Origin of the sequence: Asanoa sp. NPDC049475, assembly GCF_040676915.1 — a bacterium.
Classification (GTDB): domain Bacteria; phylum Actinomycetota; class Actinomycetes; order Mycobacteriales; family Micromonosporaceae; genus Asanoa.
The window spans coordinates 555570-580317 of the sequence record NZ_JBFAPY010000003.1 but is presented as its reverse complement, the minus strand read 5'-3'; the positions used below and the strand labels follow the sequence as shown (position 1 = coordinate 580317).

23 protein-coding genes are annotated in these 24748 nt (G+C 71.1%); 15 read left to right on the top strand and 8 right to left on the bottom strand.

What is annotated here, in order from left to right:
- Window positions 1-89: 89 nt before the first annotated feature.
- Entirely contained in the window at window positions 90-896 is an 807-nt protein-coding gene (locus tag AB0J88_RS13905; RefSeq protein ID WP_364345112.1) for a hypothetical protein, read from the top strand.
- On the top strand, window positions 893-1999 hold the full coding sequence (locus tag AB0J88_RS13900; RefSeq protein WP_364345114.1) for an XRE family transcriptional regulator: 1107 nt from the start codon (window positions 893-895) through the stop codon (window positions 1997-1999). Before AB0J88_RS13905 ends, AB0J88_RS13900 begins: the two co-directional genes overlap by 4 nt.
- Window positions 2000-2092: 93 nt before the next feature.
- Here the strand turns inward: AB0J88_RS13900 and AB0J88_RS13895 are convergent, their stop codons facing one another.
- The 3 genes from AB0J88_RS13895 to AB0J88_RS13885 are packed head-to-tail and all read right to left on the bottom strand — an operon-like array spanning window position 2093 to window position 6036.
- On the bottom strand, window positions 2093-4159 hold the full coding sequence (locus AB0J88_RS13895) for an alpha-galactosidase (protein ID WP_364345116.1): 2067 nt from the start codon (window positions 4157-4159) through the stop codon (window positions 2093-2095).
- Window positions 4160-4168: 9 nt separating this feature from the next.
- Window positions 4169-5452, bottom strand: a complete 1284-nt coding sequence (locus AB0J88_RS13890) for an MFS transporter (RefSeq protein WP_364345117.1) — start codon at window positions 5450-5452, stop codon at window positions 4169-4171.
- Window positions 5449-6036: a class I SAM-dependent methyltransferase gene (locus tag AB0J88_RS13885; RefSeq protein WP_364345119.1), complete on the bottom strand. Its 588-nt coding sequence runs from the start codon at window positions 6034-6036 to the stop codon at window positions 5449-5451. The genes AB0J88_RS13890 and AB0J88_RS13885 overlap by 4 nt, the downstream gene beginning before the upstream one ends.
- Before the next feature lie 37 nt (window positions 6037-6073).
- Here AB0J88_RS13885 and AB0J88_RS13880 point away from each other — a divergent pair, with 37 nt between their 5' ends.
- The gene (locus AB0J88_RS13880; protein ID WP_364345121.1) at window positions 6074-6352 is read left to right on the top strand and encodes an acylphosphatase; all 279 of its coding nucleotides are present in this window, start codon (window positions 6074-6076) and stop codon (window positions 6350-6352) included.
- A 17-nt stretch (window positions 6353-6369) separates the two neighbouring features.
- The gene (locus AB0J88_RS13875; protein WP_364345123.1) at window positions 6370-7131 is read left to right on the top strand and encodes a glucose 1-dehydrogenase; all 762 of its coding nucleotides are present in this window, start codon (window positions 6370-6372) and stop codon (window positions 7129-7131) included.
- Here AB0J88_RS13875 and cydB read toward each other — a convergent pair.
- Together cydB and AB0J88_RS13865 are read right to left on the bottom strand one after the other, a co-directional pair.
- Window positions 7121-8104: a cytochrome d ubiquinol oxidase subunit II gene (cydB, locus tag AB0J88_RS13870; RefSeq protein WP_364345125.1), complete on the bottom strand. Its 984-nt coding sequence runs from the start codon at window positions 8102-8104 to the stop codon at window positions 7121-7123. The genes AB0J88_RS13875 and cydB overlap by 11 nt on opposite strands.
- Window positions 8105-8118: 14 nt before the next feature.
- A complete protein-coding gene (locus AB0J88_RS13865) occupies window positions 8119-9525 on the bottom strand; it encodes a cytochrome ubiquinol oxidase subunit I (RefSeq protein WP_364345127.1) in 1407 nt (468 codons plus the stop codon).
- Window positions 9526-9681: 156 nt separating this feature from the next.
- Between AB0J88_RS13865 and AB0J88_RS13860 the strand changes: the two genes are divergently transcribed.
- From AB0J88_RS13860 to erm, 7 genes are all read left to right on the top strand, one after another.
- Window positions 9682-10536 carry a hypothetical protein gene (locus AB0J88_RS13860; RefSeq protein WP_364345129.1) on the top strand — a complete coding sequence of 285 codons (855 nt, stop codon included), beginning with the start codon at window positions 9682-9684 and terminating at the stop codon, window positions 10534-10536.
- A gap of 82 nt (window positions 10537-10618) precedes the next feature.
- Window positions 10619-11923 carry an L-fuconate dehydratase gene (locus tag AB0J88_RS13855; protein ID WP_364345131.1) on the top strand — a complete coding sequence of 435 codons (1305 nt, stop codon included), beginning with the start codon at window positions 10619-10621 and terminating at the stop codon, window positions 11921-11923.
- Window positions 11923-12675, top strand: a complete 753-nt coding sequence (locus tag AB0J88_RS13850) for an SDR family oxidoreductase (protein ID WP_364345133.1) — start codon at window positions 11923-11925, stop codon at window positions 12673-12675. The genes AB0J88_RS13855 and AB0J88_RS13850 overlap by 1 nt, the downstream gene beginning before the upstream one ends.
- Complete coding sequence (locus tag AB0J88_RS13845; RefSeq protein WP_364345135.1) at window positions 12672-13622, top strand: aldo/keto reductase; 951 nt, start codon at window positions 12672-12674, stop codon at window positions 13620-13622. Before AB0J88_RS13850 ends, AB0J88_RS13845 begins: the two co-directional genes overlap by 4 nt.
- Window positions 13619-14461 carry an amidohydrolase family protein gene (locus AB0J88_RS13840; RefSeq protein ID WP_364345137.1) on the top strand — a complete coding sequence of 281 codons (843 nt, stop codon included), beginning with the start codon at window positions 13619-13621 and terminating at the stop codon, window positions 14459-14461. Before AB0J88_RS13845 ends, AB0J88_RS13840 begins: the two co-directional genes overlap by 4 nt.
- A 23-nt stretch (window positions 14462-14484) precedes the next feature.
- Complete coding sequence (locus AB0J88_RS13835) at window positions 14485-15156, top strand: FadR/GntR family transcriptional regulator (RefSeq protein WP_364345139.1); 672 nt, start codon at window positions 14485-14487, stop codon at window positions 15154-15156.
- Window positions 15157-15332: 176 nt separating this feature from the next.
- Complete coding sequence (gene erm / locus AB0J88_RS13830; protein WP_364345141.1) at window positions 15333-16088, top strand: 23S ribosomal RNA methyltransferase Erm; 756 nt, start codon at window positions 15333-15335, stop codon at window positions 16086-16088.
- Between the two features lie 36 nt (window positions 16089-16124).
- Here erm and AB0J88_RS13825 read toward each other — a convergent pair whose 3' ends face one another.
- Window positions 16125-17111, bottom strand: a complete 987-nt coding sequence (locus AB0J88_RS13825) for a zinc-dependent alcohol dehydrogenase family protein (RefSeq protein WP_364345143.1) — start codon at window positions 17109-17111, stop codon at window positions 16125-16127.
- A gap of 249 nt (window positions 17112-17360) precedes the next feature.
- On the opposite strand from AB0J88_RS13825, the gene AB0J88_RS13820 reads away from it, so the two are divergent.
- From AB0J88_RS13820 to AB0J88_RS13805, 4 genes are all read left to right on the top strand, one after another.
- Complete coding sequence (locus tag AB0J88_RS13820; protein WP_364345145.1) at window positions 17361-17942, top strand: hypothetical protein; 582 nt, start codon at window positions 17361-17363, stop codon at window positions 17940-17942.
- A 133-nt stretch (window positions 17943-18075) separates the two neighbouring features.
- Window positions 18076-19026, top strand: a complete 951-nt coding sequence (locus AB0J88_RS13815; protein ID WP_364345147.1) for a YafY family protein — start codon at window positions 18076-18078, stop codon at window positions 19024-19026.
- 11 nt (window positions 19027-19037) lie between these two features.
- Entirely contained in the window at window positions 19038-20153 is a 1116-nt protein-coding gene (locus tag AB0J88_RS13810; RefSeq protein WP_364345149.1) for a geranylgeranyl reductase family protein, read from the top strand.
- 19 nt (window positions 20154-20172) lie between these two features.
- Window positions 20173-21597, top strand: a complete 1425-nt coding sequence (locus AB0J88_RS13805; protein WP_364345151.1) for an FAD-binding protein — start codon at window positions 20173-20175, stop codon at window positions 21595-21597.
- On the opposite strand, the gene AB0J88_RS13800 is transcribed toward AB0J88_RS13805, so the two are convergent.
- Window positions 21594-22613: a TAXI family TRAP transporter solute-binding subunit gene (locus tag AB0J88_RS13800; protein WP_364345153.1), complete on the bottom strand. Its 1020-nt coding sequence runs from the start codon at window positions 22611-22613 to the stop codon at window positions 21594-21596. The genes AB0J88_RS13805 and AB0J88_RS13800 overlap by 4 nt on opposite strands.
- Complete coding sequence (locus AB0J88_RS13795) at window positions 22610-24703, bottom strand: TRAP transporter fused permease subunit (protein ID WP_364345155.1); 2094 nt, start codon at window positions 24701-24703, stop codon at window positions 22610-22612. The genes AB0J88_RS13800 and AB0J88_RS13795 overlap by 4 nt, the downstream gene beginning before the upstream one ends.
- Between the last annotated feature and the right edge of the window lie 45 nt (window positions 24704-24748).

The window sequence follows — 24748 nt, the reverse complement described above, 5'->3', positions numbered from 1 at the left end:
CCACGATCGGGCCGGTGGTGCCGCGCTGATGACACGCCGCGCGGTTCAGTTTTATACATCAACTTCGCACGAATGGTAGGTTCTCGGTCGTGACCGAGGACGAGAAGGTCATCGCCGAGATGACCGATGCCGGGATCGTCGCTGCGTTGGCGTGGGCGGCTTCGTCGGCGCACTCGCGCGCTTGGTCGGACTTCGACCCCGAGACCGGCCACAACCAGACCGTGCTCGGTGTCGCGGCGCATACCCTGCTGGCCGACCGCCAAGACCGGGTGTTCCGCGTGGCGAAATACAGCGCCGCTGACGACGGTCAGGACCAGGACCTGCTGTTGGCCGGCCTGCTTCCCGCCGAGCGGAGCTCTCTGCCGGCCGTCTCCGGCGTCGAGCGCGCGGATCTCCACCATTCGCCTGCCTGGCAATACCTGGGTTTCCGATGGTTCCTGAGCTCCTTCGAGCACGGCAGGGTCCATGACATCGCATGGAGTCGGAAGAGCCCCACGAAGCGGAAGATCGCCGCGCAGACCGACGGCGACAGCCTCGACCAGTTTGTCCTGCCCGGGACCTATGACAGTCCGATCGGCCTCGAACTGCATCAACTCACCCTCGGTGAGTTGCTGCAGGCGGACACCCGCAGCTCTGTGCTCGACCTCGTGCTTGCCCACAGCGTCGATCCGCACACCGGTGCCACTGAGTTGTTCCTCGGGCGACCCCGGCTCAACGTCGGTGGGGGCCGACCGTGGGTGTGGCTCCGGTCTCTTGTGGACGATGACAGCGCTGGATCAGTGGTTCGGCCCGACGCAACGGGTCCGGAGCGCAGTGTCGAAATGCCCGAGGCACCGGTGCGTCTGCGACCTCACCTCGCGGACGGGGAGCCCGGCGGGCAGTCGGTCGGGAGATGACTGCCGCACAACCACGTACGGCCGCACAGCTCGCCAACGCCGCCCGGCTGTTCAGCGGACGACGGCTGACTCTGGCGCGGCAGGTCGCCGGGCTACGCAAGAACGGCCTCGCGGAGAAGATCGGCAAGACACCCACTGCCGTGGCCAGCTACGAGAACGGGACGAAGCGGCCGGCACCCGCGACGGTCGCGCAACTGGCGTTGACCCTCAAGGTCGAGCCGTCGTTCTTCATGGGTGTCGACGCCCCGGAGACGCCCATCCCGACCCCGCACTTCCGCTCGTTGAGGTCCACGACGCAGCTCGTCCGCGATCAGGCGCACGCCTACGGATGCTTGGTGGCCGATGTCGCCGCCTCGTTGGAGAAGTACGTCGAACTGCCCCACCGTGACGTTCCGCGCTGGCCCGTACCAACCGACGAGGTTGCTTCCGGACAGGCCGAAGTCGCGGCCGCGTTCGTGCGCGCCGAATGGGGAATGGGGAGCGGTCCGGCCGGGCACCTCGTGCGGCTGTTCGAGAACAAAGGCGTTCTGGTGGTCTTCTCGTTGCCGCAGACGGCCGCGGTGGACGCGTTCTCGATCGAAGCGGGCGCGCGTCCGATGATCCTCCTGAATCCGGTGAAGCAGGACTACTACCGGCAGCGATTCGACTTGGCGCACGAGCTTGGCCACCTCGTGATGCACACCGACTCGGAGCCTGGCAGCAAGCTGATCGAAGACCAGGCGCACCGGTTCGCGTCCGAGTTCCTCATGCCCGCGGCCGGAGTGATCGACGAGCTGCCGAGCCGGGCCGACTGGCAACGGCTGTTCAGGCTGAAGGAGCGGTGGGGGGTCAGCCTCCAAGCGTTGCTGATGCGCTGCCGGCAACTGAAAGTGATGAGCGAGTCGACGTACCAGCGGGCCATGGTCGCGCTGTCGGCAAACGGCTGGCGGCGGCAGGAGCCGGGCGAGGGGACCGCACCGGAGCTGCCGTCGTTGCTCCCCAAGAGCCTTGAGCTGCTCGAATCGGCTGGCTACCCGGCGCCCACGCTGGCCGCGCAGGCGCGGGTGCCGATCTTCGTCTTCGAGCTGTCCACGTCGCGCCGGCCGGCAACGCCAGCTCGCTAGTCGAAGAACGACCGCCGAGAGCTAGCCTCCAGGGCATGGCCGGCTGAGTGCTGGCGAGGCCGTCCGCGACGTCGAGGTGGCCGGACACAGCCATCAGCCTTCCGCGCGTGCCTCGAAGACGATGGCTTGTTCCGGGCGTAGGCGGGGCACCTGGAAGCCGACCGTTCCCAGGGCTCGACCCGTTGCGAGCAGGCCCTCGCTCGGGAGGTGGGCGTCTTCTCCCCAGCATCGCGTCACCCGGTAGCGGCGGTCGGGGTCCAGGCCGGGCAGGCGGAGTCGGCGTTGCCGCAGTTCCGTCGGGTTGTCGAGCTGGGCGTGCACGAAGACCGCCGCCTCGTTGGTGACCACGCCCGAGACGTCGCCGTGGACCGCTCGGCCGTTGTGGAGGACCCCGCGCAGTCGCTTGTAGAGCGTCGCCCATTCCGTCAGCAGATCGAGCTCCGCCTCCGTGCACGTGCTGATGTCCCACTCGATGCCCGCGTGGCCGAACAGGGCCGTCGCGCAGCGGAACGCCAATCCCGCACTGCGGCCCGTCGTGTGCGCCGGGCTCGGGCCGACGTGGCTGCCGATCAGCTCCGGTGGCAGCAGCAGTCCCGTCCAGCGTTGGATCTGCTGCCGGTCCAGGGCGTCGTTCGAGTCTGACGCCCAGACCCGGTCGGTGCGGGCCAGGATGCCCAGGTCGACCCGGCCACCCCCGGACGCGCACGACTCGATCTCCAGAGCCGGGTGGCGCGCGCGGAGGCGGTCCAGCAGGTCATACGCCGCGGCCGTCTGCCGATGTACCCCGGCCACCCCGTCGCGGGACGCTTCCAGCAGGTCGCGGTTGTGGTCCCACTTGAGGTAGTCGAGCTGGTATTCGGTGACCAGCGTGGAGATCCGGTCGAACAGGTGGTCGGCGACCTCGGGCCGGGCCACGTCGAGCACGTGCTGGTGGCGCGACGGTCTGGGGAGGCGGCCCGGCGTGGCCAGGATCCAATCCGGATGATCACGGGCCAGCGACGAGTCCGGGTTGATCATCTCCGGCTCGAACCACAGGCCGAACCGCATCCCCAACGACCGCACGTGGTTGACCAGCGGGTGCAGTCCCGAGGGCCAGACCGTCGGGTCCACCGTCCAGTCGCCCAGGCCGGCCGTGTCGTCCCGGCGGCCGACGAACCAGCCGTCGTCCAGGACGAAGCGTTCCACGCCCACCCGGGCGGCCAGGTCGGCCAGGCGGGTCAGGCGGTCCAGGTCGTGGTCGAAGTAGACCGCTTCCCAGACGTTCAGGGTCAGCGGCCGCGGGCTGTGCGGGTGGCTCGGCCGCGACCGGATCATCCGGTGCAGCCGGTCGCTCAAGCCGTCGAGCCCGGAGTCGGACCAGGCGAAGTACGCCGTCGGGGTCGTATAGGAATCGCCCGGCGCCAGGCGCACCTCGCCCGGCTCCAAGAGCTCGCCGCCGCCCAGCACCGCCACCGTGCCCGAGATGCGCTCGGCGAACTCCTCGTGACCGCCGCTCCATCCGATGTGGACCGACCAGGCCTCCGCGAAGCCCGGCGTCCCGGCTGTCAACAGCGGCGTGGCGTCGTGACCCGTGCGGCCCCGCCGGCTCTCGCGGGCGTGCGTGCCGTTGCCCAGCGGCCGCCGCTGTGGCACCCGCTCCAGACCCCAGCGCCCTGTGAAGTCCAGCACCTCGGTCGCCTGTTCGGGGAGCGGCAGCACGGTCCGGAGCGCGGCGACCGTCCAGACGTCCGCTCCGACGTTCGTCAGCGTGTGCCGCACGTGCACGACACCGTGCGGGTCCAACCGGAGCTCGCTGCGGACCCGCACACCGGCGGTCTCGTCGACCGCCGAGGCGATCACGGAACCTTCCGAGACCGACACCGGCCCGTCGAGAGCGAGCCGCAGGTACGGCCAGCGCCCCGATCGATCGCCCGAGACGCCCGGGCGGCCCGCGTAGCCGTCCCACTGCGTCGGCAGCAACGGCAGACTGCCCACGGGCTGTGTCGGACCCTCGACGGCGGAAGCGACAGCGCCACCGGCGGCGGTCACCAGAGAACGCAGCGCTGAGTCGTCGAGCGCACCCGGGTCGGCACCCCAGTGCACCACCCGCGGCAGTCCGGGGCCGGCGACATCGAGGATCACAGCCGCGCCCGCGGCGGCCAGCACGACGGGCTCGGTCATCGACACAGACTACGTTGGCTGCCCGGCCACGGCGAGATCTTCGGCCGGCGGGACGCTCGTCACCGCGGTGTCGCTCGGCGCCTGTTGCTTGCGGGCCAGGGCCAGGAACGGCCAGGCGAAGGCCGAGATGACACCGCTGATCACGTACGACGTGGGATAGCTCCAGACGTCGGCGGACCGGCCCAGGATCGGCTGCGCCACGACGCCACCCGTGGAGCTCATCAGCGAGTCGAAGGACAGGATCGTCGCCCGTTGGCGGGACGGGATCAGGCTGTTGATGAACGCCTGTCGGATCGGGGTCGTCGCGGCCGACAGCAGACCCCACAGCATGATCAGCGTCAGCACGACCCAGAAGTTGGCGATCAGGCCGATCAGCAGGATGACCACGACGCTGAGCACCCCGCCGGCCAGCAGGGCCGAGCTGCGGCGCCGGAACAGGCCCCGGATGCGGCCCGTGAGGAAGCCGCCGGCGATCTGCGCCGCGGAGAGCAGCGCGGCGACCAGGCCGGCCACCCCGTATGCGGTCGGGTCGCCATAGAGCACGAGGAGGTAAGGCTGGAGCGCGTAGAAGATGTAGACCCCGACGCCGCCGACGAACGGGGCCGCGAGCATCAGGTAGCGCACGGTCGGGACGCGCCAGCCGTAGTCGATCGAGTCGCCGACGATGCGGCGGATCTCAGCCATCGGGCGGCCGCCGCGGTTGGGGGTGAAGCCGACGTCGCGCATCACCACCGCGGCCACCACGAACATGACCACGAGCACCGCGGCCCGGGCGATGAACGGGACGCCGAGGTTGGTGAGCTGGGCCAGGTAGCCGCCGCCGACCGAGCCGGCCAGCATCGCCGCGCCGGAGGCCATCTGGGCTCGGCCGAAGACCGCGTCGAGCTGGCCGTCGAAGCCCGTCGCGGTCAGCGCGTCGACCAGCCAGGCCTCGGTGGCGCCCGAGAAGAACGTGAAGCCCAGGCCGAGCAGTGCCGAGACCACCGCCCACTGCCAGAACGGCGCGTGCAGGTGCCAGAGCAGCACGTAGAGCGCCGTGGTCACCGCCAGCGTCAGCGTGCCGAGCAGGAACGAGGCCCGGCGTCCGCGCAGGTCGGCCACGATGCCCGTCGGCACCTCGAAGAGCACCATGCCGGCCGTGAAGAAGGCGTTGGCCGCGAACGCCTCGAGGTTGTTGAGCCCCGCGTCGAGCAGGAAGATCGTGTTGATGCCCCAGATCAACGACGCGGCGAGCGTGTTGCCGACCGTCAGCAGGTAGTAGATCCGCTTGATCGAGGTTGGTGTGGCCGTCACGACGAGGCCCGCTCGGCCCGCACGAGGGTGTCGATAGCGTCGCGCGCTCCTGAGACCGGCCGGCGCACCCGATCGGCCCGCCGCACCGCCAGGTCGCCCAGCCCGGCCACCAGGCCCGCAGGAGTCCACAGCCGCGAGAGATCCTGCGGCCCGCCCGTGCCCTCGGTGAGGTTGGTCGCGTCGTGCCCGACGGCCAGCAGCGTGCCGCCAGGAGCAACGGCCGCGGCGGCCCGCCGCAACACCGGCTCAAACAAGTCCGGCGAAACGTGCAGGTAGGCGATCAGCACCAGGTCGACCACCGGCGGCGTGTAGTCGGCCAGGTCGGCATGCACCCACGTGACGTCGAGCCCCCGCGCGGACGCCAGACGCCGGCCCTTGTCGAGCGCCACGGCGGAGAAGTCGACGGCGGTCACCCGCCAGCCCAGGCTGGCCAGCCACAGCGCGTTGCGGCCCTCGCCGGCGGCCAGGTCGACTGCGGTGCCAGGCGGCAGCCCGGTCAACTCGTCAGCCACGAACCGATTCGGCGAAGCGCTCCAGACCAGGTCGGTCTCGGCATATCTGTGGTCCCACCCCTGCGCGTCCATCGCCGCCAAAGCTATCCCGAGGGTCCGACAATGAAGCGTGATCAGACGTCGAGTGATCGTGACCGGCCGGGTACAGGGCGTGTTCTTCCGGGACACCTGCCGCCGGCAGGCGCACGCGGCTGGAGTCACCGGCTGGGTCCGCAACCTGCCCGACGGCAGCGTCGAAGCGGCCTTCGAGGGGTCACCGGACGCCGTGGAACGCATGGTGAAATGGACTCGCAAGGGGCCGCCCGACGCGGTGGTCTACGACACCACGGTGACCGACGAGCCGCTCCAGGGCGACGACGACTTCACCGTGCTGTCGACTCCCCGTTGACGAAGGGAACGACGCGCATGGGTGTCCTCGACCACTTCCGGCTCGACGGCAAGGTCGCGATCGTCACAGGTGCCTCGTCCGGACTCGGCGTGGCGACCGCGGTGGCGCTCGCGGAGGCGGGTGCGTCCGTGGTGGTCGCCGGCCGCCGAGAAGACCGGCTCGCCCAGACGGTCGCGCTCGTGGAGCAGGCCGGTGGCAAGGCGGTCGCGGTGGTCACCGACGTGTCCGAGCCCGAGGCCTGCCGGGCGCTGGCCGCGGCCGCCGTGGAGCACTTCGGCCGGCTCGACATCCTGGTCAACAACGCCGGCGTCGGCACCGCCGTGCCCGCGTCGCGGGAGACCGCCGAGGAATACCGCCAGGTCCTCGACATCAACCTGATGGGCGCCTACTGGATGGCTCAGGCCGCCGCCAAGCACATGACCGAGGGCGGCTCGATCATCAACATCTCCAGCGTCCTCGGCATCGTCTCGGCGGGCCTCCCGCAGGCCGCCTACTCCAGCGCCAAGGCCGGCCTCCTGGGCCTGACCCGTGACCTGGCCGCGCAATGGACGGGCCGCAAGGGCATCCGGGTCAACGCGATCGCGCCGGGCTTCTTCCCCTCGGAGATGACCGACAAATACCCCGACGGCTACTACGAGCAGCGGATCGCCCAGGTGCCGGCCGGTCGCGCCGGCGACCCGATGGAGTTCGCCGCCACGGTGGTGTTCCTGGCCTCCCGTGGCGCCGGCTACATCACCGGCGCCACGATCGTCGTCGACGGAGGCGGCACTATCGTGTGACAGCCACGCGCTTGCGGAACACCCAGTAGGTCCAGCCCTGGTAGAGCAGCACCAAGGGCAGGAACAGGGCCGCGACCCAGGTCATGACCTTCAGGGAGTACGGGCTGGCAGCCGCGTTGGCGATCGTCAGCGTGCCGGCCGGGTCGCCGGTCGACGGCAGCACCGCCGGGTGCAGCGCGGCGAACAGCGCGACCACGGTCAGCCCGATCGCGGCCGCGGTGCCGGCGAAGGCCCAGCCCTCGCGGCGCACGCGGTTGGTGGCCAGTGCGGCGAAGGCGGCGAGCGCCGCCGCGCCGCCGAGCCCGATGGCGACCGGGTCGCGGTCGACAAGCAGCCAGGCGAGGAAGCCGAGCAGCAGCGCGACCGCGACCGGGCCGAACCGGGACGCCAGCCGGTTGGCCCGGTCGCGCACCTCGCCGGTCGTCTTGAGGGCCACGAACACCGCGCCGTGCCACACGAACACCGCAGCGAAGGCGGCGGCGCCGAGCAGCGCGAACGGGTTGAGCAGATCGACCAGGCCGCCGGCGTAGTCGTGGTCGGCGGCCAGCGGCACCCCGCGCACGATGTTGGCGAAGATCAGACCCCAGAGCAGCGCCGGCAGCAGGGATCCACAAAGGATGGCCCAGTCCCAGCGTGCCCGCCAGGCGGTGTCGTCGCGCTTGCCCCGGAACTCGAACGCCACTCCGCGCACGATCAGGGCCAGCAGGATGACCAGCATCGGCAGGTAGAAGCCGGAGAACACGCTCGCGTACCAATGGGGAAAGGCCGCGAACATCGCACCGGCGCCCGTGATCAGCCAGACCTCGTTGCCGTCCCAGACGGGGCCGATGGTGCCGAGCAGCTGCCGCCGCTCGGCGTCGTCGCGCGCGAACGTGCGCATCAGCACACCGACGCCGAAGTCGAAGCCCTCCAGCACGAAGTAGCCGACGAACAGGAAGGCGATGGCGAGGAACCAGAAGGTCGAAAGGTCCACTGTGGTCTCCTCGGTCAGTAGGCCAGCGCGGGCACGTCGTCGTCCTCGTCGGACGCCTCGTCACGCACCGGTTTCGGCGGCGGCAGCCCGGCTCGCGCGTACCGGAAGAGCAGTTTGCCTTCGATCGCCGCGAGGATCGCGTAGATCAGCGTGAACGCGAGGAACGACGTCAGCACCTCGGTCAGCGACACGCTCCGGGAGACGCCGTTGCGGGTGAGCAGCTCACCGAAGACGATCCACGGCTGCCGGCCCATCTCGGTGAAGATCCAGCCCGCGGTGCTCGCGCCGAGCGGCAGCAGCGGCAGGATCAGGCCGGCCCGCAACAACCAACGGTTCGACGGGGTACGCCCGCGCCGCTGCGACCAGAGCACCAGCAGGGCGATGGCGGCGGCGGCGAGCCCGAGCGTGATCATCACCCGGAAGCTCCAGTAGGTGACCGGCACGATCGGCGAGTAGCTGCCCGGTCCGTACTCGGCCGCGTACCTCGCCTGGAGGTCGTTGATGCCCTCGACCGAGCCCTTCGGGTTGCCGGTGGCCAGGAACGAGAGGAGGTACGGCAGCTTGATGGTGAAGACCTCGCGGCTGCCGTCGAGCGTGCCGATGGTCAGCACGGAGAACGACGCGGGCTGTTCGGTCTGGTAGAGCGCCTCGGCCGCCGCCATCTTCATCGGCTGCACCTCGGTCATGATCTTGCCCTGGATGTCGCCTGTGAAGACCAGACCCGCGCTCGCGACCATCGTGACCCAGGCGCCGAGCTTGAGTGCGAACCGGTGCTCGGACGAGTCGATGCCGGGACGCCGCACCACGTGCCAGAGCGAGACGGCGACCAGCAGCGAGCCCGCGACGACGAACGCGGCGAACAGCGTGTGCGGGAAGGTGATCAGCGCGACCTTGTTGGTCAGCACGGCCCAGATGTCGGTGAGCACCGGGCGGCCGGTCTCGGGGTTCATCTCGAAGCCGACCGGGTTTTGCATCCACGAGTTCGCCGCCAGGATGAAGAACATGGACAGCACGCTGCCCAGCGCCGCGGTCCAGATGGTCGCGAGGTGGATCCGCTTCGGCAGCTTCTCCCAGCCGAAGATCCAGAGGCCGAGGAACGTCGACTCGAGGAAGAACGCGAGCAGGGCCTCCATGGCCAGGGGTGCGCCGAAAACGTCCCCGACGAAGCGCGAGTAGTCGCTCCAGTTCATGCCGAACTGGAACTCCTGGACGATGCCGGTGACGACGCCCATCGCGAAGTTGATCAGGAAAAGCTTGCCGTAGAAGTGCGTCAGCCGCAGGTAGCGCGGGTTGCCGGTGCGATGCCAGAGCGTCTGCAGGGTGGCGACCAGCGGACCGAGCCCGATGGTCAGCGGCACGAAGAGGAAGTGGTAGATCGTGGTGACACCGAACTGCCACCGGGCGACGTCGAGCGCGTCCATTGCGAACCCCCATTTACTACGGCCAGTAGTAATACTACGGGGTGTCGTAGAGAGCCCAGTTGTCGGATGTATCACTCGACTGCGAGGGATAAACAGCGCTCCCAACCAGCAGTACCGCCGTTGACATCCGATGTATCGATAACTATGGTCGCCCTCGTGCCGGAGGGCGTGCCATCGATCGATCGCGTCGCGGACCAGCGGGACGGCCCCTGGCCGGCCGACCGTCTGCCGACGCTCACCGGCGCGCCGGAAGCGCTCGCGCGGACCTACGACCTGGCCGCCCGTCAGGCGCTCGCCGGCGACCCCGGCCCGCGGGTGGCCGCCCTGCTCGACCCGGGGCGCACCCGCGCACGGCTGCTCGCGGCGCTGGCCGGCGGCGCGTCCGACTTCCGTGCGATCGAGGCCTACGTGGTCCTCGCCGGCGATCTGGACCTGCTGACCGAGAAGGCCGGCGGCTCGACCGTGCTCGACCACCTGCGCATGCTGGCCACAGCCGCCGGCGGCACCGTCGCGGCCGACGCGACGCGGGTCGGCCGGGCACGGTCGCTGGCGGCGCTGCTCCGCCGGCTAGGTGAGGTGGCCGAGGCGGAGGCGGTCGAGGTGGCCGCGGCCGAGGACGCCCGCGGGGTGCTCGCCCGGTACGCCGGCGGCGGGCGCTGGCGAACGGCCGATACACCCGATGACTCGGCGGAAGCGTTACTGTCCGTGGCCGGTGGCATGCCGGAGTTCCTCGACCTGCTCCAGCGCGGCGAGCTCGTCGAGTTCGCCGACCGGCACCTCGCTGCCGAGCCGCCCGGCGCCGTCGCGTACGCGTTGTGCCGCCTGGGCCGGCCGGACCGGGCCGCGGCGCTCTTGGCCGACGTGCCGCGGCCGGGCGCGGCCGAGCTGGAGGCGATCCTCGCGGGCCTCTTCGGGATCAGGGCCGACTTCTCCGGCTGGGAAGCGGGCTCGCGGCGAGCGGCGTTGCCGGGCCTGGGTCGCCTCGACAACCTGCCAGCCACCCTGACATAGGATGAATCACAGCTCAAGACCCTCCCGCGACCGCAACATCGGTGGTTATCCTCCACACACCTCCGATGTATGGGATGGCTCGATGCCCCACTTTGTCTCCCTGGACACCTACGACGTCCGTTTCCCGACCTCGCTCGAGCTCGACGGCTCGGACGCGATGAACCCCGACCCGGACTACTCGGCCGCGTACGTGGTGGTCCGGACCGGCGAGCCGGACGCGCCCGAGGGCCATGGCTTCGCGTTCACCATCGGCCGGGGCAACGACGTGCAGACCGCCGCCATCGCCGCCCTGCGCCCGTACCTCGTCGGGCGCGACGTCGACGAAGTGCTCGACGACCTGGGTGGGTTCTGGCGCGAGCTGGTGCACGACTCGCAGCTGCGCTGGCTGGGTCCGGAGAAGGGCGTCATGCACATGGCCATCTCGGCCGTGGTCAACGCCCTGTGGGACCTGAAAGCCAAGCACGCCGGGCTGCCGCTCTGGCAGTTGCTCGCGCAGCTGTCCCCCGAGGAGCTGGTCGGCCTCGTCGACTTCCGCTACCTGACCGACGCGCTGACCCCGGACGAGGCGCTGGAGATCCTGCGCGCGGCCGAGAAGGGTCGGGCGGAACGGATCGAGACGCTGCTCGCCGGCGGCTACCCGGCCTACACGACCACACCGGGCTGGCTCGGCTACGACGACGCCAAGCTGCGCCGGCTGTGCCAGGAGGCCCTCGACGCGGGCTTCCGGCAGATCAAGCTGAAGGTCGGCGCGGATCTGGCCGACGACATCCGGCGCCTGCGGATCGCCCGCGAGGTCTGCGGCCCGGACTTCCCGATCGCCGTGGACGCCAACCAGCGGTGGGACGTCAGCGAGGCGATCGAGTGGGTCTCGGCCCTCGCCGAGTTCAACCCGTGGTGGGTGGAGGAGCCGACCAGCCCGGACGACGTGGTCGGCCACGCCGCCATCGCCAGGGGCATCGCGCCGATTCCGGTGGCCACCGGCGAGCACGTGCAGAACCGGATCGTCTTCAAGCAGTTGCTGCAACTGGACGCGCTGTCGTACCTCCAGCTCGACGCCACCCGGGTGGCCGGCGTCAACGAGAACATCGCGATCCTGTTGCTCGCGGCCAAGTTCGGCGTGCCGGTCTGCCCGCACGCGGGCGGTGTCGGCCTCTGCGAGCTCGTGCGGCACTTCTCGATGTTCGACTACGTCGCGGTGTCCGGCACGATGGACAACCGGGTCATCGAGTTCGCCGACCACCTGCACGAGCACTTCGTCGACCCGGCCGTGGTACGCGACGGGCGTTACGTGGCACCGGTCCTGCCGGGCTTCAGCGCGGCCATGCGGCCCGAGACGCTCTCCGCCTACGCGTACCCTGATGGCCCGATCTGGAGCGGGAGGCAGTGATGGGTGAGTTCGACGGCCTTTCGGCCGTGGTCACCGGCGGCGGTTCGGGGATCGGCCTGGCTACCGCACGGTTCCTGGCCGCGCGTGGCGCCAAGGTGGCCTGCTTCGACCTTGAGGTCGACGGCATCGACCCCGGCATGGTCGGCGTGGTCGCCGACGTGTCCGACGACGCCGCCGTGCGCGCCGGCATCGCGACCGCGGCCGAGCGGCTGGGCGGCATCGACATCCTGGTCAACAACGCCGGCATCGGCGCGGCCGGGACCGTCGCCGACAACGCCGACGACGAGTGGCACCGGGTGCTCGACGTCAACGTGCTCGGCATGGTCCGGGTCAGCCGGGCGGCCCTGCCACACCTGCGTGCCTCGGCGCACGCCGCGATCGTCAACACCTGCTCGGTCGCCGCGACCGCCGGCCTGCCCAACCGCGCGCTCTACAGCGCGAGCAAGGGCGCTGTGCTCTCGCTGACCCTGGCGATGGCCGCGGACCACATCCGCGAGGGCATCCGGGTCAACTGCGTCACCCCAGGCACCGCCGACACCCCGTGGGTGCGCCGCCTGCTGGCCGCGGCCGACGATCCGGACGCCGAGTTCGCCGCGCTGCAGGCACGCCAGCCCAGCGGCCGGCTGGTCTCCGCCGACGAGGTGGCCGCCGCGATCGGTTACCTGGCCAGCCCGCTGGCCAGCGCCACCACCGGCACGGTGCTCGACGTCGACGGTGGCATGCACGGCCTGCGCCTGCGGCCCGCCTCATGAGCCCGACGCTGGCGCTGGGTTGCGCGTCGCTGGGCAACCTCTACCGCGCGATCGACGACGAGCGCGCGACCGCGACGGTCGACGCGGCCTGGGACGCGGGCATCCGTTACTACGACACGGCTCCCCACTACGGCCTCGGGCTGTCCGAGCGCCGGCTGGGTGCCGCCTTGGCCGGCCGGCCCCGAGGTGACTACACGGTCAGCACCAAGGTCGGCCGGATGCTCGAGCCGGTGCCCGGGGGCGGCGACCGGATGGACGACGGCGGTTTCGCGGTGCCGGCCACCCACAAGCGGGTCTGGGACTTCAGCCGCGACGGCGTGCTCCGCTGCCTCGACGAGAGCCTCGACCGGCTCGGGCTCGACCGGGTCGACCTCGTGCTGCTGCACGACCCGGAGGACCACGCCGACCAGGCGATCGCGGAGGCATATCCGGCGCTGGCCGCGCTGCGCGACGAGGGCGTGGTCGGAGCGATCGGCACCGGCTCCAAGGACACCGCTTTCCTGTCCCGGTTCGTCACCGAGTGCGAGCCCGACGAGATCATCGTCGCGGGCCGCTACACGCTGTTGGAGCAGCCCGCGCTCGACGCGATCCTGCCGGCTTGCGCGGCGGCCGGCACCGCGGTGCTCAACGCCGGCGTCTTCAACAGCGGGCTGCTCGCCGTCGACCGACCCCACGCCGGTCTGCCCTACGAGTACGGCCCGGCGCCGGCTTCCGTCGTCGAACGCGCCGCAGCGATCGCCGACGTGTGCGCCGCGCACGGCACCACCCTGCCGGCCGCGGCGCTCGCCTTCGCCGGCAGTCACCCGCTCGTGCGCTCGGTGATCGTCGGCGCCGACTCGCCGGACCAGGTGCGGCGCAACGCCGCGCTCTTCGCCACCCCGCCGCCGGCCGAGCTGTGGCCGGCGCTGGTCGAGGCCGGGCTGCTCGACCCACGGGCGCTGCCATGATCGTCGACGCGCACCACCACCTGTGGGCGGCCGACGCCGGCTACACCTGGCTCGACGATCCCGGGCTGGAGCCGATCAACCGCACCTTCACGCCGGCGATGCTGAGCCTTGAGCTGTCGGCGGCGGGTGTCGAGCGTTCGGTGCTGGTCGAGGGTGGCCGCTGCGACACCGCTGAGGCTGAGCTGTTGCTGGGACACGCCGCCGCCACGCCCTCGATCGCGGGTGTGGTGGCGTGGGCCGATCCGGCGTCGCCCGACCTGGCCGCGACCCTCGCCGGCTATCGCGCGCTTCCCGGAGGCGATCTTCTCGTCGGCATCCGCTCCCAGGTGCAGGGCGAAGAGCGGGACTACCTGGACCGTTCCGACGTACGCGCCGGACTTGCCGTGATCGGCTCTGCCGGGTTGGTTTTCGACCTGGTCGTGCGGTGCGACCAACTGCCGTCAGCCGCTCGGGTGGCGGCCGCCCTGCCCACGGTGCACTTCGTGCTGGACCACCTCGGCAAGCCGCGGATCCGCGACGGGGGCTTCGACGAGTGGCAGGCGGCGATCGCACCGTTGGCCGCGTGCCCGAACGTCACCGCCAAGGTGTCCGGTCTGGTCACCGAGGCCGACTGGCAACACTGGACGGTCGAGGACCTTCGCCCGTACGTGGTGGAGGCCCTGCGGCTGTTCGGTCCGTCGCGCCTGATGCTCGGGTCGGACTGGCCCGTCTGCCTGCTGGCCGGCGGCTACGGCGCCGTCCGGTCGGCGCTGCTCGACGCGCTCGGTGAGCTTCCCGCGCCCGAACGGGCAGCCATCCTGGGCGACACGGCGACGCGCGTCTACCGGCTGCCCGCGTAGATTTCATTGCGGAGGGTGACGGAATGGCGCTGACCGACGAGGCGATCGACAAGATCAAGGGCATGATCGTGTCCGGGGAGCTCGGCCCGGGTGACCGGCTGCCCAAGGAGGCCGATCTCGCCGAGCGGCTGGGCCTGTCCCGCAACTCGCTCCGCGAGGCGGTGCGGGCGCTGTCGATGATCCGGGTGCTGGACGTGCGGCAGGGCGACGGCACCTACGTCACCAGCCTGTCGCCCGATCTGCTGCTCGACGCGCTCAGCTTCGTGGTCGACTTCCACCAGGACGACACGGTGCTCCAGTTCCTCGAGGTGCGCCGGGTGCTGGAGCCCGCGGCCGCCGCGCTGGCCGCCGAGCGGATGCTCGACGAAGACATCGACAAGCTCCGGCTGATCCTCGACGACCTGGGTGACGAGCCGACGATCGAGGCGCTCGTCGCCAACGACATCGAGTTCCACCGGCAGATCGCGATCGGCACCGACAACGCGGTGCTCGCGTCGCTGGTCGACGGGTTGTCCGGGCCGACCATGCGGGCTCGGATCTGGCGCGGGCTGACCCAGGAGGGCGCCGCCGCCCGCACCCGCGAGCAGCACCAGGCGATCGTCGAGGCGATCGCGGGCCGCGAGCCGGACCTGGCCCGAGCCTGGGCGACCGTGCACATCGCAGGCGTCGAGGAGTGGCTGCGCCGCGTCCTCTAAAACCATTTGCCCACGCTGGTACGTTTCGGCGTATGGGAGCTCTGTGCATCCGGATCCGCATCGCCTAGCGGCGAGCTGATCCGACTTTCCCTTTCTCAGCTCCGCCGCGTCCGGTCCGCTGCCGGTGCGGCCCCTCGTGCTGCCCGGCTCCGAATCTTCAGTCGCGGAGCACGCACATGCCTTCTTCTGCCGGCCGCCACGAGTTCGGCCAGAACTTCCTCGTCGACCCGTCGGTGATTCTCGAGATCTCACGGTTGGTCGCCGCCACCGATGGACCGATCCTCGAGATCGGTGCCGGCGACGGCGCGCTGACCCGCCCGCTGAGCCGGCTCGGCCGACCCATCACCGCCATCGAGATCGACCCCCGCCGGGCCAAGCGGCTTGCCGACCAACTGCCGCCGCACGTCACGGTCCTCAACGAGGACCTGCTGTTCCACCGCCTGCGCGGTGGGGTGGGCGCGGTGGTCGGCAACGTGCCGTTCCACATCACCACGGCCACGCTGCGCTGGTTGCTGGCCGCTCCGCGCTGGCGTACCGCCGTGTTGCTCGTGCAGTGGGAGGTAGCCCGGCGCCGAGCCGCGATCGGCGGCGCGAGCCTGCTCACGGCGCGCGTCTGGCCGTGGTTCGACTTCACCGTCCACTCCCGAGTGTCGAAGCGCGCCTTCCGGCCCATTCCCTCCGTCGACGGCGGCCTGCTGGTGGTGCGGCGCCGTCCGACGCCGTTGGTCACCGACCGCGACGCGTACCAGCGTTTCGTGCACAAGGTCTTCACCGGCCGCGGCTACGGCTTGCGCGAGATCCTGACCCGCGCCGCCGGCGTCCCCGCACCCGTGGTCCGCGAATGGCTCCGCGCGCACCGGGTACCGCCGAACGCGTTGCCACGCGACCTGACCGCCGAGGAGTGGGCGTCGCTGTGGTCGACGGTCCGGTGACCGGATGGGCCGCTGTCGGGTGACGCGGTCCGGCACTCACCCTCCGACGTCGATGACCACCTTTCCCTCGGCGGCACCGCGAACGATCAGCTGGTGTGCCTCGGCCACCGCGTCGAGGCCGAACCGGCGCGGGTCGAGCCGTGGACGCAGCGCACCGGCATCGGCCAACGCCGCCGCCTCGCGCAGGATCTCGCCGTGGCGCTCACGGCCCTCGCCGGTCAGCATGGGCAACAGGGTGAACACACCGGAGTAGGTCGCGGCTCGAAATGACAGCGGGGCGAGGGAATGCGTACCCCAGCCCAAGGCGCTGACGACGTGTCCGTGGTAGGTGCGCACCGCCGAGAACGACGCGTCGAGGGTGGCGCCGCCGACGGTGTCGGCGACGATGTCGAAACCCTGACCCGCGGTGTACCTCGCGACATACTCGTCCACACCGGTCGTGGTGTAGTCGATCGGCACCGCCCCGAGAGCGGCGATCACTTGCTGGCTGGCCGGGCCGCCGGTCGCGTACACCAGTGCGCCGCGCGCCAGGGCGAGTTGGACGCAGACGTGCCCGACGCCGCCCGCACCACCCTGCACCAGCACCTTCTGCCCCGCCCGCACCGCAGCCCGATCGACCAGTCCCTCCCATGCGGTGATGACGGCCAACGGCAGTGCCGCCGCCTCCCGCATCGAGAGCGCGCGCGGACGTCGCGCGAGGAGCCGGGCATCGACGGCGACGTACTCGGCGAGCGAGCCCTGCAGTTCGCCGACCCCGCCGGTGAGGCCGTACACCTCGTCGCCGGGCTCGAAAGCGGTGACCTCCGAGCCGATCGCGACGACGATGCCGGCGAGATCCAGCCCGAGCACCGCCGGCGGCCGCACCCGCGCATGCGGGGCCTGCCCCGCGTGGATCTTGGTGTCGAGCGGGTTGACCCCGCTCGCCACGACCTGAACGAGCACCTGCCCGTCGCCGGCTGTCGGCTGCTCGATCTCTTCGACCCGCAACGGGACACCGAACTCCCGGAGTACCACCGCACGCATAGGACCAGTACTTTCTGTGGTCATCAGATCAACCGAACGCTACCGGATCGGTCGGCGGGTCGTGCTCGACACGCGATCTTGCCGGTCGGCCGGCAAGGCGCCGCGACACCAATGACTAGCCCACCACCGTCCACGTGGTGTTCCGTCGCCGCAACCGTGCTTACCTGTGTCACCCCTTTGGACACTGGTCCGCCGATCTCGATCCTCCTACAACTGTTTGTGAGGATGCGACGACCAAGGGGACAGAAGATGGCGCCTTCCATTCCGCGAGTCGGGCAACCGGACGAGCAGCCGCCGGGTGGCGATCAGCGGCGACACGACGGCTCGCCTTCGCCGGTGCCCGCATCGCGCAGGCCGATTCACCCTTGGATCGTGCTGGGCGCGGGCGCCGCCGCTGCTCTCGGCTCGTTTCTGCCATGGGCGACCGTAAGTGCACCGCTCTTCGGCTCGATCAGCACGTCAGGCGTGGACGGCGGTGACGGCTGGATCACCGCGGCGCTCGGAATGGCTCTCGTCGGGTTCGGCACTCTGGTCCTGCGCGGGCAGGACCTGCATCGTGCACTGGGAATCGTCACCATGGTCGCGGCTCTGGCTCTGCTCGCGCTGGGCGCGTGGAAAGTCGCCGACCTGTCGTCGGCGGAGGAAACCCTGCGGCAGGACCTGGCGAATGCCTCGGGTGACGACGTGTTCGACATCCGCGCGTCACTCAGCGAGTCCGTCCAGGTGAGAATCGGAATCGGCTTGTGGTTGATCACTCTCGCTGGATTGGCGGGCTCGGTGGCGACGACCTTGGCGCTGTTCGCCGGTCGGTCTCGGGGAGGGAATCGATGATTTTCCAACCGCGCGGTTGATGAACTAAGGGGTGATCGTGTGATAACCCTCAGGTACGACATTTGTCATGCGTTCCGTGGCTCGCGCAAACTAGGTCAGCCACAGTCCTAGTTCATAGGGCATGATGAGTGCCGTGACGGACACGCCAGGTCGACTACTCCGCCTGTTGTCCCTGCTCCAGATGCCGCGCGAGTGGCCCGGGAGCGAGCTGGCCGCACGGCTCGGCGTCTCTCAGCGCACCGTGCGGCGCGATATCGAGCGCCTCCGTGAGCTCGGCTATCCCGTCGAGGCGACGATGGGCGCCGGCGGGGGTTATCGGCTCGCCGCCGGTGCCGCCATGCCACCGCTGCTGCTCGACGACGACGAAGCCGTCGCGATCGCCGTCGGGTTGCGTACCACCGCGCGGCAACCCGTTGCCGGCATCGCCGATGCTTCCGTGCGGGCCTTGGCCAAGGTCCAGCAGGTCCTGCCCACCCGGTTGCGGCAACGCGTCGGCGTGTTGACCACCGCGACCGCGCCCACCGACGCCGCGCTGGTCGACCCCGAACAGCTCACCGCGTTGCAGGCCGCCGCGGCGAGCAACGAGCGGGTCTACTTCGACTACCGCGACCAGGACGGCATCCCCACCCAGCGGCTCGTGGAGCCCCACCGCCTGGTGATGACCGGACGGCGCTGGTACCTGGTCGGCTACGACAACGAGCGCCACGACTGGCGCACCTTCCGCGCCGATCGGATCGACAACACGAAGTCGACGGGGGAGCGCGTGCCGCCGCGTGAGCTTCCCGTCGACGACGCCGCCGCGTTCGTGACGAGTCAGCTTCACGATCTCGCTCCCGTGTACGCCGCGAAGGCCGTCATCCAGCTTCCGGCCGCGCAGGCGGCCAGCCGGCTCGGCGACGCGGCCGGCACCCTGGAGCCGCTCGACGAGCACTCCTGCCGATGGACCAGCCCGGACGACACCGTCGACTGGCTCGCGTTCCGGCTGACCTCGCTCGGCTGCGACTTCACCGTGCACGAGCCCGTCGAGTTGGTCGACCACCTGCGTCGGGTCGGCGCGCGGATCGCCCGGGCCACGGCGGGCTAGAATTTTCGATCATGACGGCGTGGGACGTGGCGATCATCGGCGGCGGCCCGGCCGGCCTCTCGGCCGCGTACGAGGCGGCCCGGGCCGGTGCGCGCACGCTGGTCGTCGAGAAGGCGGTGCACCCGCGCTACAAGACCTGCGGCGGTGGCCTGATCGGCACCAGCATCGGTCAGGTCGACGGGCGCATCACGATCCCGGCCGCCGACCGGACCGCCACGATGGTGGTCACCCTCGACGGGCGGCGGGAGTTCGAGCGCACCTCGGTCGACGGGCCGGTGCTGGCGATGGTCCGGCGCGCGGAGTTCGACGACCGGCTGCGGGCCGCGGCGGCCGACGCCGGAGCCGAGGTGCGCCAAGGGGTCGGCGTGCGCGGCGTCGAACAGGACGCCGACGGCGTGCGCCTCCGCCTGGCCGGCGGCGAGGAAGTGACCGCGCGGACCGTGGTCGGTGCGGACGGGTCCTCCGGCGTCACCGCGCGGCACGTCGGCGTCGAATACAGCCAGGTCGACCTCGGCCTGGAGGTCGAGGTGCCGATCCCGGCGAACCTCCGTCCACAGTGGCGCGGCCGGGTGTTGCTCGACTGGGGTCCGATCCCCGGCTCGTACGGCTGGGTCTTTCCGAAGGACGACACCCTCACGGTCGGCGTCATCGCGGCCCGCGGCAGTGGCGAGCTGACGCGGACCTACCTGAAGGTGCTCGTCGACCGGCTCGGGCTCGGCGGGATCACGCCGATCGAGGACTCCGGCCACCTGACCCGCGTACGCGCGCCCGACTCACCGCTCCGGAAGGGCCGCGTGATCGTCGCGGGCGACGCCGCCGGGTTGCTCGAGCCGTGGACCCGCGAGGGGATCAGCTTCGCCACACGGTCCGGCGCGATCGCCGGCCGGCACGCCGGAAGCGGCGACCTGGACGGCTACGCGAGCGCGATCGAAGCGGCGCTTGGTGCCGAAATGCGGGCCGGACGGCGGTTGATGGCGACTTTTACCAAGCGCCCCTGGGCGTTCCATGCGGTCTTGGCGAGCCCGCCTGGTTGGCGTATGTTCCGGCGGTGGTGCCGTGGCGAGACCACGTTCGATGCACTCATCGAGAAGCTACCTGTGAAGGTCGCGCTGGCCCTGCTGAGTTGACGTGCCGCCGCATCCGGAGGTGACCGTGGAGCCCGACTGGTCGGCGTTGCGCAACCACATTCGGGGCGAGGTGGTGCTGCCCGCGGACGCCGGTTACGAGGCCGTTCGCCGTCCCGCGATCGCCCGCTTCCACCACTTGCGCCCGCAGGCCGTGGTGCAGTGTGCGGCCGACGCCGACGTGGCGGTCTCGCTCGCCTTTGCCCGCTCGGCCGGGCTGCCGTTCGCGGTGCGGGGCGGCGGGCACTCGTTCGAGGGCATGTCGTCGACCGAGGGCATGGTGCTCGACCTGAGCCGGATCGACGGGGTGTCCTTCCTGGACGGCAGCGCCAACGGCAACGACAAGGACAAGAGGGTGCGGGTCGGCGCCGGTGCCCGGCTCGGAGCGATCTACGACCAGCTCGCGCCCGCCGGCGTCACCATCCCGGCCGGCTGCGGCCCGGCGGTCGGCATCGCCGGCCTCACCCTGGGCGGCGGCCTCGGGGTGCTCGGACGGGCGCACGGGCTGACGTCCGACGCGCTGCGCGCGGCCCGGGTGGTACTCGGCGACGGCCGCATCGTCGACTGCGACGACGAGCTCGAACCGGACCTGTTCTGGGCGCTGCGCGGCGGCGGCAACGGCACGATCGGCGTCGTCACCTCACTGGTCTTCGCGTCCGTGCCGGCGCCGGCGATGACCTCGTTCCACTTCACCTGGGAGCCCGAGCACCTGCCGGCCGTGCTGGCCGCGTGGCAGACCTGGGCGCCGGCCGCGCCCGACACGATGGCCGCCAGCCTGGTGGTGTCCACGCCCGCCGACCCGGCTCTGATGCCGGTCACCAGCTTCTTCGGCGCGGCGCACGGCACCGAGGAGGCCGACGTCGCGCTGCTCGAGGAGTTCGTCGACCGGGTCGGCGAGCCGGCGGCGACGCAGACCCACCAGCGCGCACCGCACCGGGAGACCAAGCGGGTGCTGGCCGACCTCGACGTGCACGGCGTGCCGCGCCGGGCCGACGCGCACACGTACAGCCGGTCGGAGTTCTTCGCCCGTCCGCTCGACGGCGAGACCCTCGGGGCGCTCGTCGCGCTGCTGACCACCGACCGCCGGCCGGGGGAGGAGCGGGAGCTCGACTTCACGCCGTGGGCCGGCGCCTACAACCGGGTCGCGCCCGGATCCACGGCCTTTCCGCACCGCTCCGAGCGCTTCCTGCTCAAGCAGACCGCGGCGGTCGAGGCCGACGCCGACGCGGACGACCGGGTGGCGGCCCGGGACTGGCTCGACCGCTCGTGGCAGCTGACCCACCCGGCCGGCACCGGCGGCGTCTACCCGAACTTCCCGGACCCGTTGCTCGACAACCCGGCCCGCGCGTACTTCGGCGCCAACGCCGACCGGCTGCGCGACGCCGTCCGGGCGTACGACCCGGACGGCGTCTTCGGCTTCCTCGCGGGGACCGGCGCGACGGCCTAGGCGGGAGCGCCGAGGTCGGTCAGGGCCTTGTCGGCGCCGCGGTGCAGCGTGACCGGGTCGGTCTGGCGAGCCGTCTCCAGGCTGATCTCCTTGGCGGCCGCGTTGGCCTGTTCGAGCTGCGGCTTGCGGTCGAAGAGAGCCTTGGTCAGCACGCAGGCGACGTTGGCGTCCAGGTCGTCCTTCACCAGCAGCAGGTTCGGCACCACGATGGTCTTCGCATCGGCCGGCAGGGCGTAGGTGGCCGCGGGGATCGAGCCGGCCTCGTACGCCGGACTGACCTTGTTCATCTCCGGCAGCAGCGGTGTGATGTCGATGAACGCCACCTGGTCCCGTGCCGTGGTGAACAGGTCGGTGATGCCCGGGGTGGGCAGTCCGCCCGACCAGAACATCGCGTCGATCGAGCCGTCCTTCATCCCGTCGACCGTCTTCTGGAGGTCGAGCCGCTGCGCCTTGACGTCCTTCGCCGGGTCGAGTCCCGCCGACTGGAGCAGCCGGTTGGCGATGACCTCGGTGCCGGACTTCGGCGAGCCGGTGGAGACGGCCTTGCCGCGCATGTCGGCGACGGTGGTGATGCCGGCGTCCTTGCGCACGACGACCTGGGTGTAGTTGGTATAGATCCGGGACAGCGCCTGGATCGGCTGTGGCGCGGTGAAGCTGCCCTTGCCCGCCGCCGCGTCGGCGGCGGTGTCGGCCAACGAGAACGCCACCTGGTAGGTGCCGCTGACCAACTGCTGGATGTTCTGCACGGACGCGCCGGTCTCGGCCGCGGTCCCCTTGACCTTCTGGTTGGTCGCGGCGGCGAGCTGCTCCGCGTACGCGTTGCCCAGCGCGAAGTAGACCCCGGTCGAGTTGCCGGTCGCGATCCCGATCCGCGTGTCGGTCGTGACCTCGCAGCTCACGTCCCCACCGGCGTCGGTGCCGGCGACATCCTGCCGGCCGCCACAGCCGGCCAGCGCGACACCGACACCCAGGCCGACGACGAGGGCGGCGGACCAGATCGTGGTCGTACGTCTCATGTGGACTCCTTCTCGAGTGACGACGGTGCGGAGGTCTCGGTCGGCGGCACGGGGTCGGCGGGCGGCGGATCCGGGACCACGGCGTCGTCCGGCGTGGCATCGGAGGAGGCCGTCCGGCCGTGCCGCCAGACCAGGGCGGCGACCGCCAGCAGCAGCGCGGCGCCGACGCTGATCGAGATCGGGTGCAGGTAGAGCAACAGCAGGCCGGCCAGCGCGGCCAACGCCCGGGGAAGCGGGGTTGCCCGGCCGACGCCGAGCAGCCAGCCTCCGGAGGCGACCGCCAGGGCCGCCACCGCCGCGCACGCGGCCAGGGTCGTCCACACGACGCCCAGCCAGGGCCCCCGGGCCAGCAGGTACTCGCCGGGCCTGGTCACCACGAACGCGATCGGCACGAGGAACGCCGGCAGCGCGTACTTGAGGGCCTGCCACATCGTCGGCACCGTGCGCCCGCCGGTGATCGCCGCCGCACCCACGGCGGCCAGCGCGGTCGGTGGGGTGACCTCGGAGAGCACCGAGTAGTAGAAGACGAACATCGCGGCGGCGGGGGCCGGCACGTCGAGGGCCAGCAGCGCCGGGCCGATGATGACCCAGCCGATGATGAACGAGGCGGTCACCGGCACAGCGAGACCGAGCAGGGCGAGCGCCACCGCGGCGAGCACGACCGTCAGCGCCAGCACCACCGTGCGGTTGTCGGCCAACGCCTCCGCCGCCCGCACGAGCAGCGACGCCAGTTGGGCGCCCAGGCCGGTCTTCGTGGTGATCGCGGTGATGATCCCGGCCGCCGCACAGACGGCCGCCACGGGCAGCACCCCGCGCACGCCGTTGGCCAGCGCCTCGAACAGCCGCCGCGGCGTCAGCGCGTTCGGGCGGTCCAGGAACGACAGCAGGAACGCCAGCGCGGTCGCGTAGACCACCGCCTTCGTCGCGGACAGGCCGAGGGCGAGCAACACGACGATGACGACGAGCGAGGAGAAGTGGTAGCCGAAGCGGGCCAGCAGCCGCCAAGCCGACGGCACGGACAGGTCCACCGGGCGCACCCGGAAGCGGCGGGCGTCGATCTCGACCGCCAGCAGGATGCCGAGGTAGTAGAGGACCGTGGGGATCATCGCCCAGCCCAGGACGACGAGGTACGAGACCTCCAGGTACTCGGCGACGATGAAGGCGGCCGCGCCCAGCGTCGGGGGTGACAGGATCGCGCCGACGCCGGCGGCAGCGAGCATGCCGCCCGCCTGTTCCGGTGGATAGCCCGCGCGGCGCAGGATCGGCCAGGTGACCGCGCCGACGCTGACCGCGGTCGCCGTGCCCGAGCCGGACACGGTGCCGAGCAGGAACCCGGATGCCACCGCGGTGCGGCCGGCCGCGCTGCGGGACCGCCGGAACGCGGCCACCGAGAGGTTGACGAAGAACCGGCCGGCGCCGGAAAGGTCGAGCACGGCGCCGTAGATGGTGAACAGCACGACGTAGGACGCGGCGACGTCGAGCGGGGTGCCGTAGAAGCCGCTGCCGGAGTTGTAGAGCGCGTCGACGATCTGGTCGAAGTCGAGACCCGCGTGCGCGATCGACCAACTCTGCGGCAGCAGGCCGCCGTAGTAGCCGTACGCCAGGAAGACCAGGCAGACCACCGGCAGCACCCAGCCCGTGGTGCGCCGGCACGCCTCGACGATCAGCACGAGCAGCACCGCGCCCATGGCGACGTCGGTGGGCTCGAGCAGGCCCTGGCGATCCAGGAACGCGTTGTAGCCACCGAGCACCGGATAGAGGCACACGCCGAGCGTCAGCACGGCGAGCACCCAGTCGAGGACGGTGGGCCGGTCACGCCGGCCCCGCACTCCGCTGCGGTAGGCGAGGAAGACCAGCGGCAGTGTGCCGGCCAGGAAGATGATGAGGTAGAACTGACTTCCCTGTGACAGCGGGCGGAAGACCTGGACCAGCACGAGCACGGCGACCACGAACGCGACGGCCGCGACGCCCCAGCCGATCCGTCCCGTGAGCACGCGGGCGGGCCGTTCCTCGTCGTCGAACGCCGGCAGGTCGGCGGCTGCATCCACAGTGGACGTGAGCGTCGGTCGGTTGATTTGTGCATCCGACATGTCCGGACCCTACTACGGCATCGAGCTATGTACAGATGCCGATGC

Coding starts and splice junctions, on each gene's coding strand:
- AB0J88_RS13875 (WP_364345123.1), top strand. CDS start 6,370: ATGGGTGTCCTCGACCACTTCCGGCTCGACGGCAAGGTCGCGATCGTC.
- AB0J88_RS13825 (WP_364345143.1), bottom strand. CDS start 17,111: ATGCGTGCGGTGGTACTCCGGGAGTTCGGTGTCCCGTTGCGGGTCGAA.
- AB0J88_RS13865 (WP_364345127.1), bottom strand. CDS start 9,525: ATGGACGCGCTCGACGTCGCCCGGTGGCAGTTCGGTGTCACCACGATC.
- erm (WP_364345141.1), top strand. CDS start 15,333: ATGCCTTCTTCTGCCGGCCGCCACGAGTTCGGCCAGAACTTCCTCGTC.
- AB0J88_RS13795 (WP_364345155.1), bottom strand. CDS start 24,703: ATGTCGGATGCACAAATCAACCGACCGACGCTCACGTCCACTGTGGAT.
- AB0J88_RS13895 (WP_364345116.1), bottom strand. CDS start 4,159: ATGACCGAGCCCGTCGTGCTGGCCGCCGCGGGCGCGGCTGTGATCCTC.
- AB0J88_RS13835 (WP_364345139.1), top strand. CDS start 14,485: ATGGCGCTGACCGACGAGGCGATCGACAAGATCAAGGGCATGATCGTG.
- AB0J88_RS13885 (WP_364345119.1), bottom strand. CDS start 6,036: ATGGACGCGCAGGGGTGGGACCACAGATATGCCGAGACCGACCTGGTC.
- AB0J88_RS13850 (WP_364345133.1), top strand. CDS start 11,923: ATGGGTGAGTTCGACGGCCTTTCGGCCGTGGTCACCGGCGGCGGTTCG.
- AB0J88_RS13810 (WP_364345149.1), top strand. CDS start 19,038: ATGACGGCGTGGGACGTGGCGATCATCGGCGGCGGCCCGGCCGGCCTC.
- AB0J88_RS13855 (WP_364345131.1), top strand. CDS start 10,619: ATGCCCCACTTTGTCTCCCTGGACACCTACGACGTCCGTTTCCCGACC.
- AB0J88_RS13900 (WP_364345114.1), top strand. CDS start 893: ATGACTGCCGCACAACCACGTACGGCCGCACAGCTCGCCAACGCCGCC.
- AB0J88_RS13820 (WP_364345145.1), top strand. CDS start 17,361: ATGGCGCCTTCCATTCCGCGAGTCGGGCAACCGGACGAGCAGCCGCCG.
- AB0J88_RS13800 (WP_364345153.1), bottom strand. CDS start 22,613: ATGAGACGTACGACCACGATCTGGTCCGCCGCCCTCGTCGTCGGCCTG.
- AB0J88_RS13845 (WP_364345135.1), top strand. CDS start 12,672: ATGAGCCCGACGCTGGCGCTGGGTTGCGCGTCGCTGGGCAACCTCTAC.
- AB0J88_RS13840 (WP_364345137.1), top strand. CDS start 13,619: ATGATCGTCGACGCGCACCACCACCTGTGGGCGGCCGACGCCGGCTAC.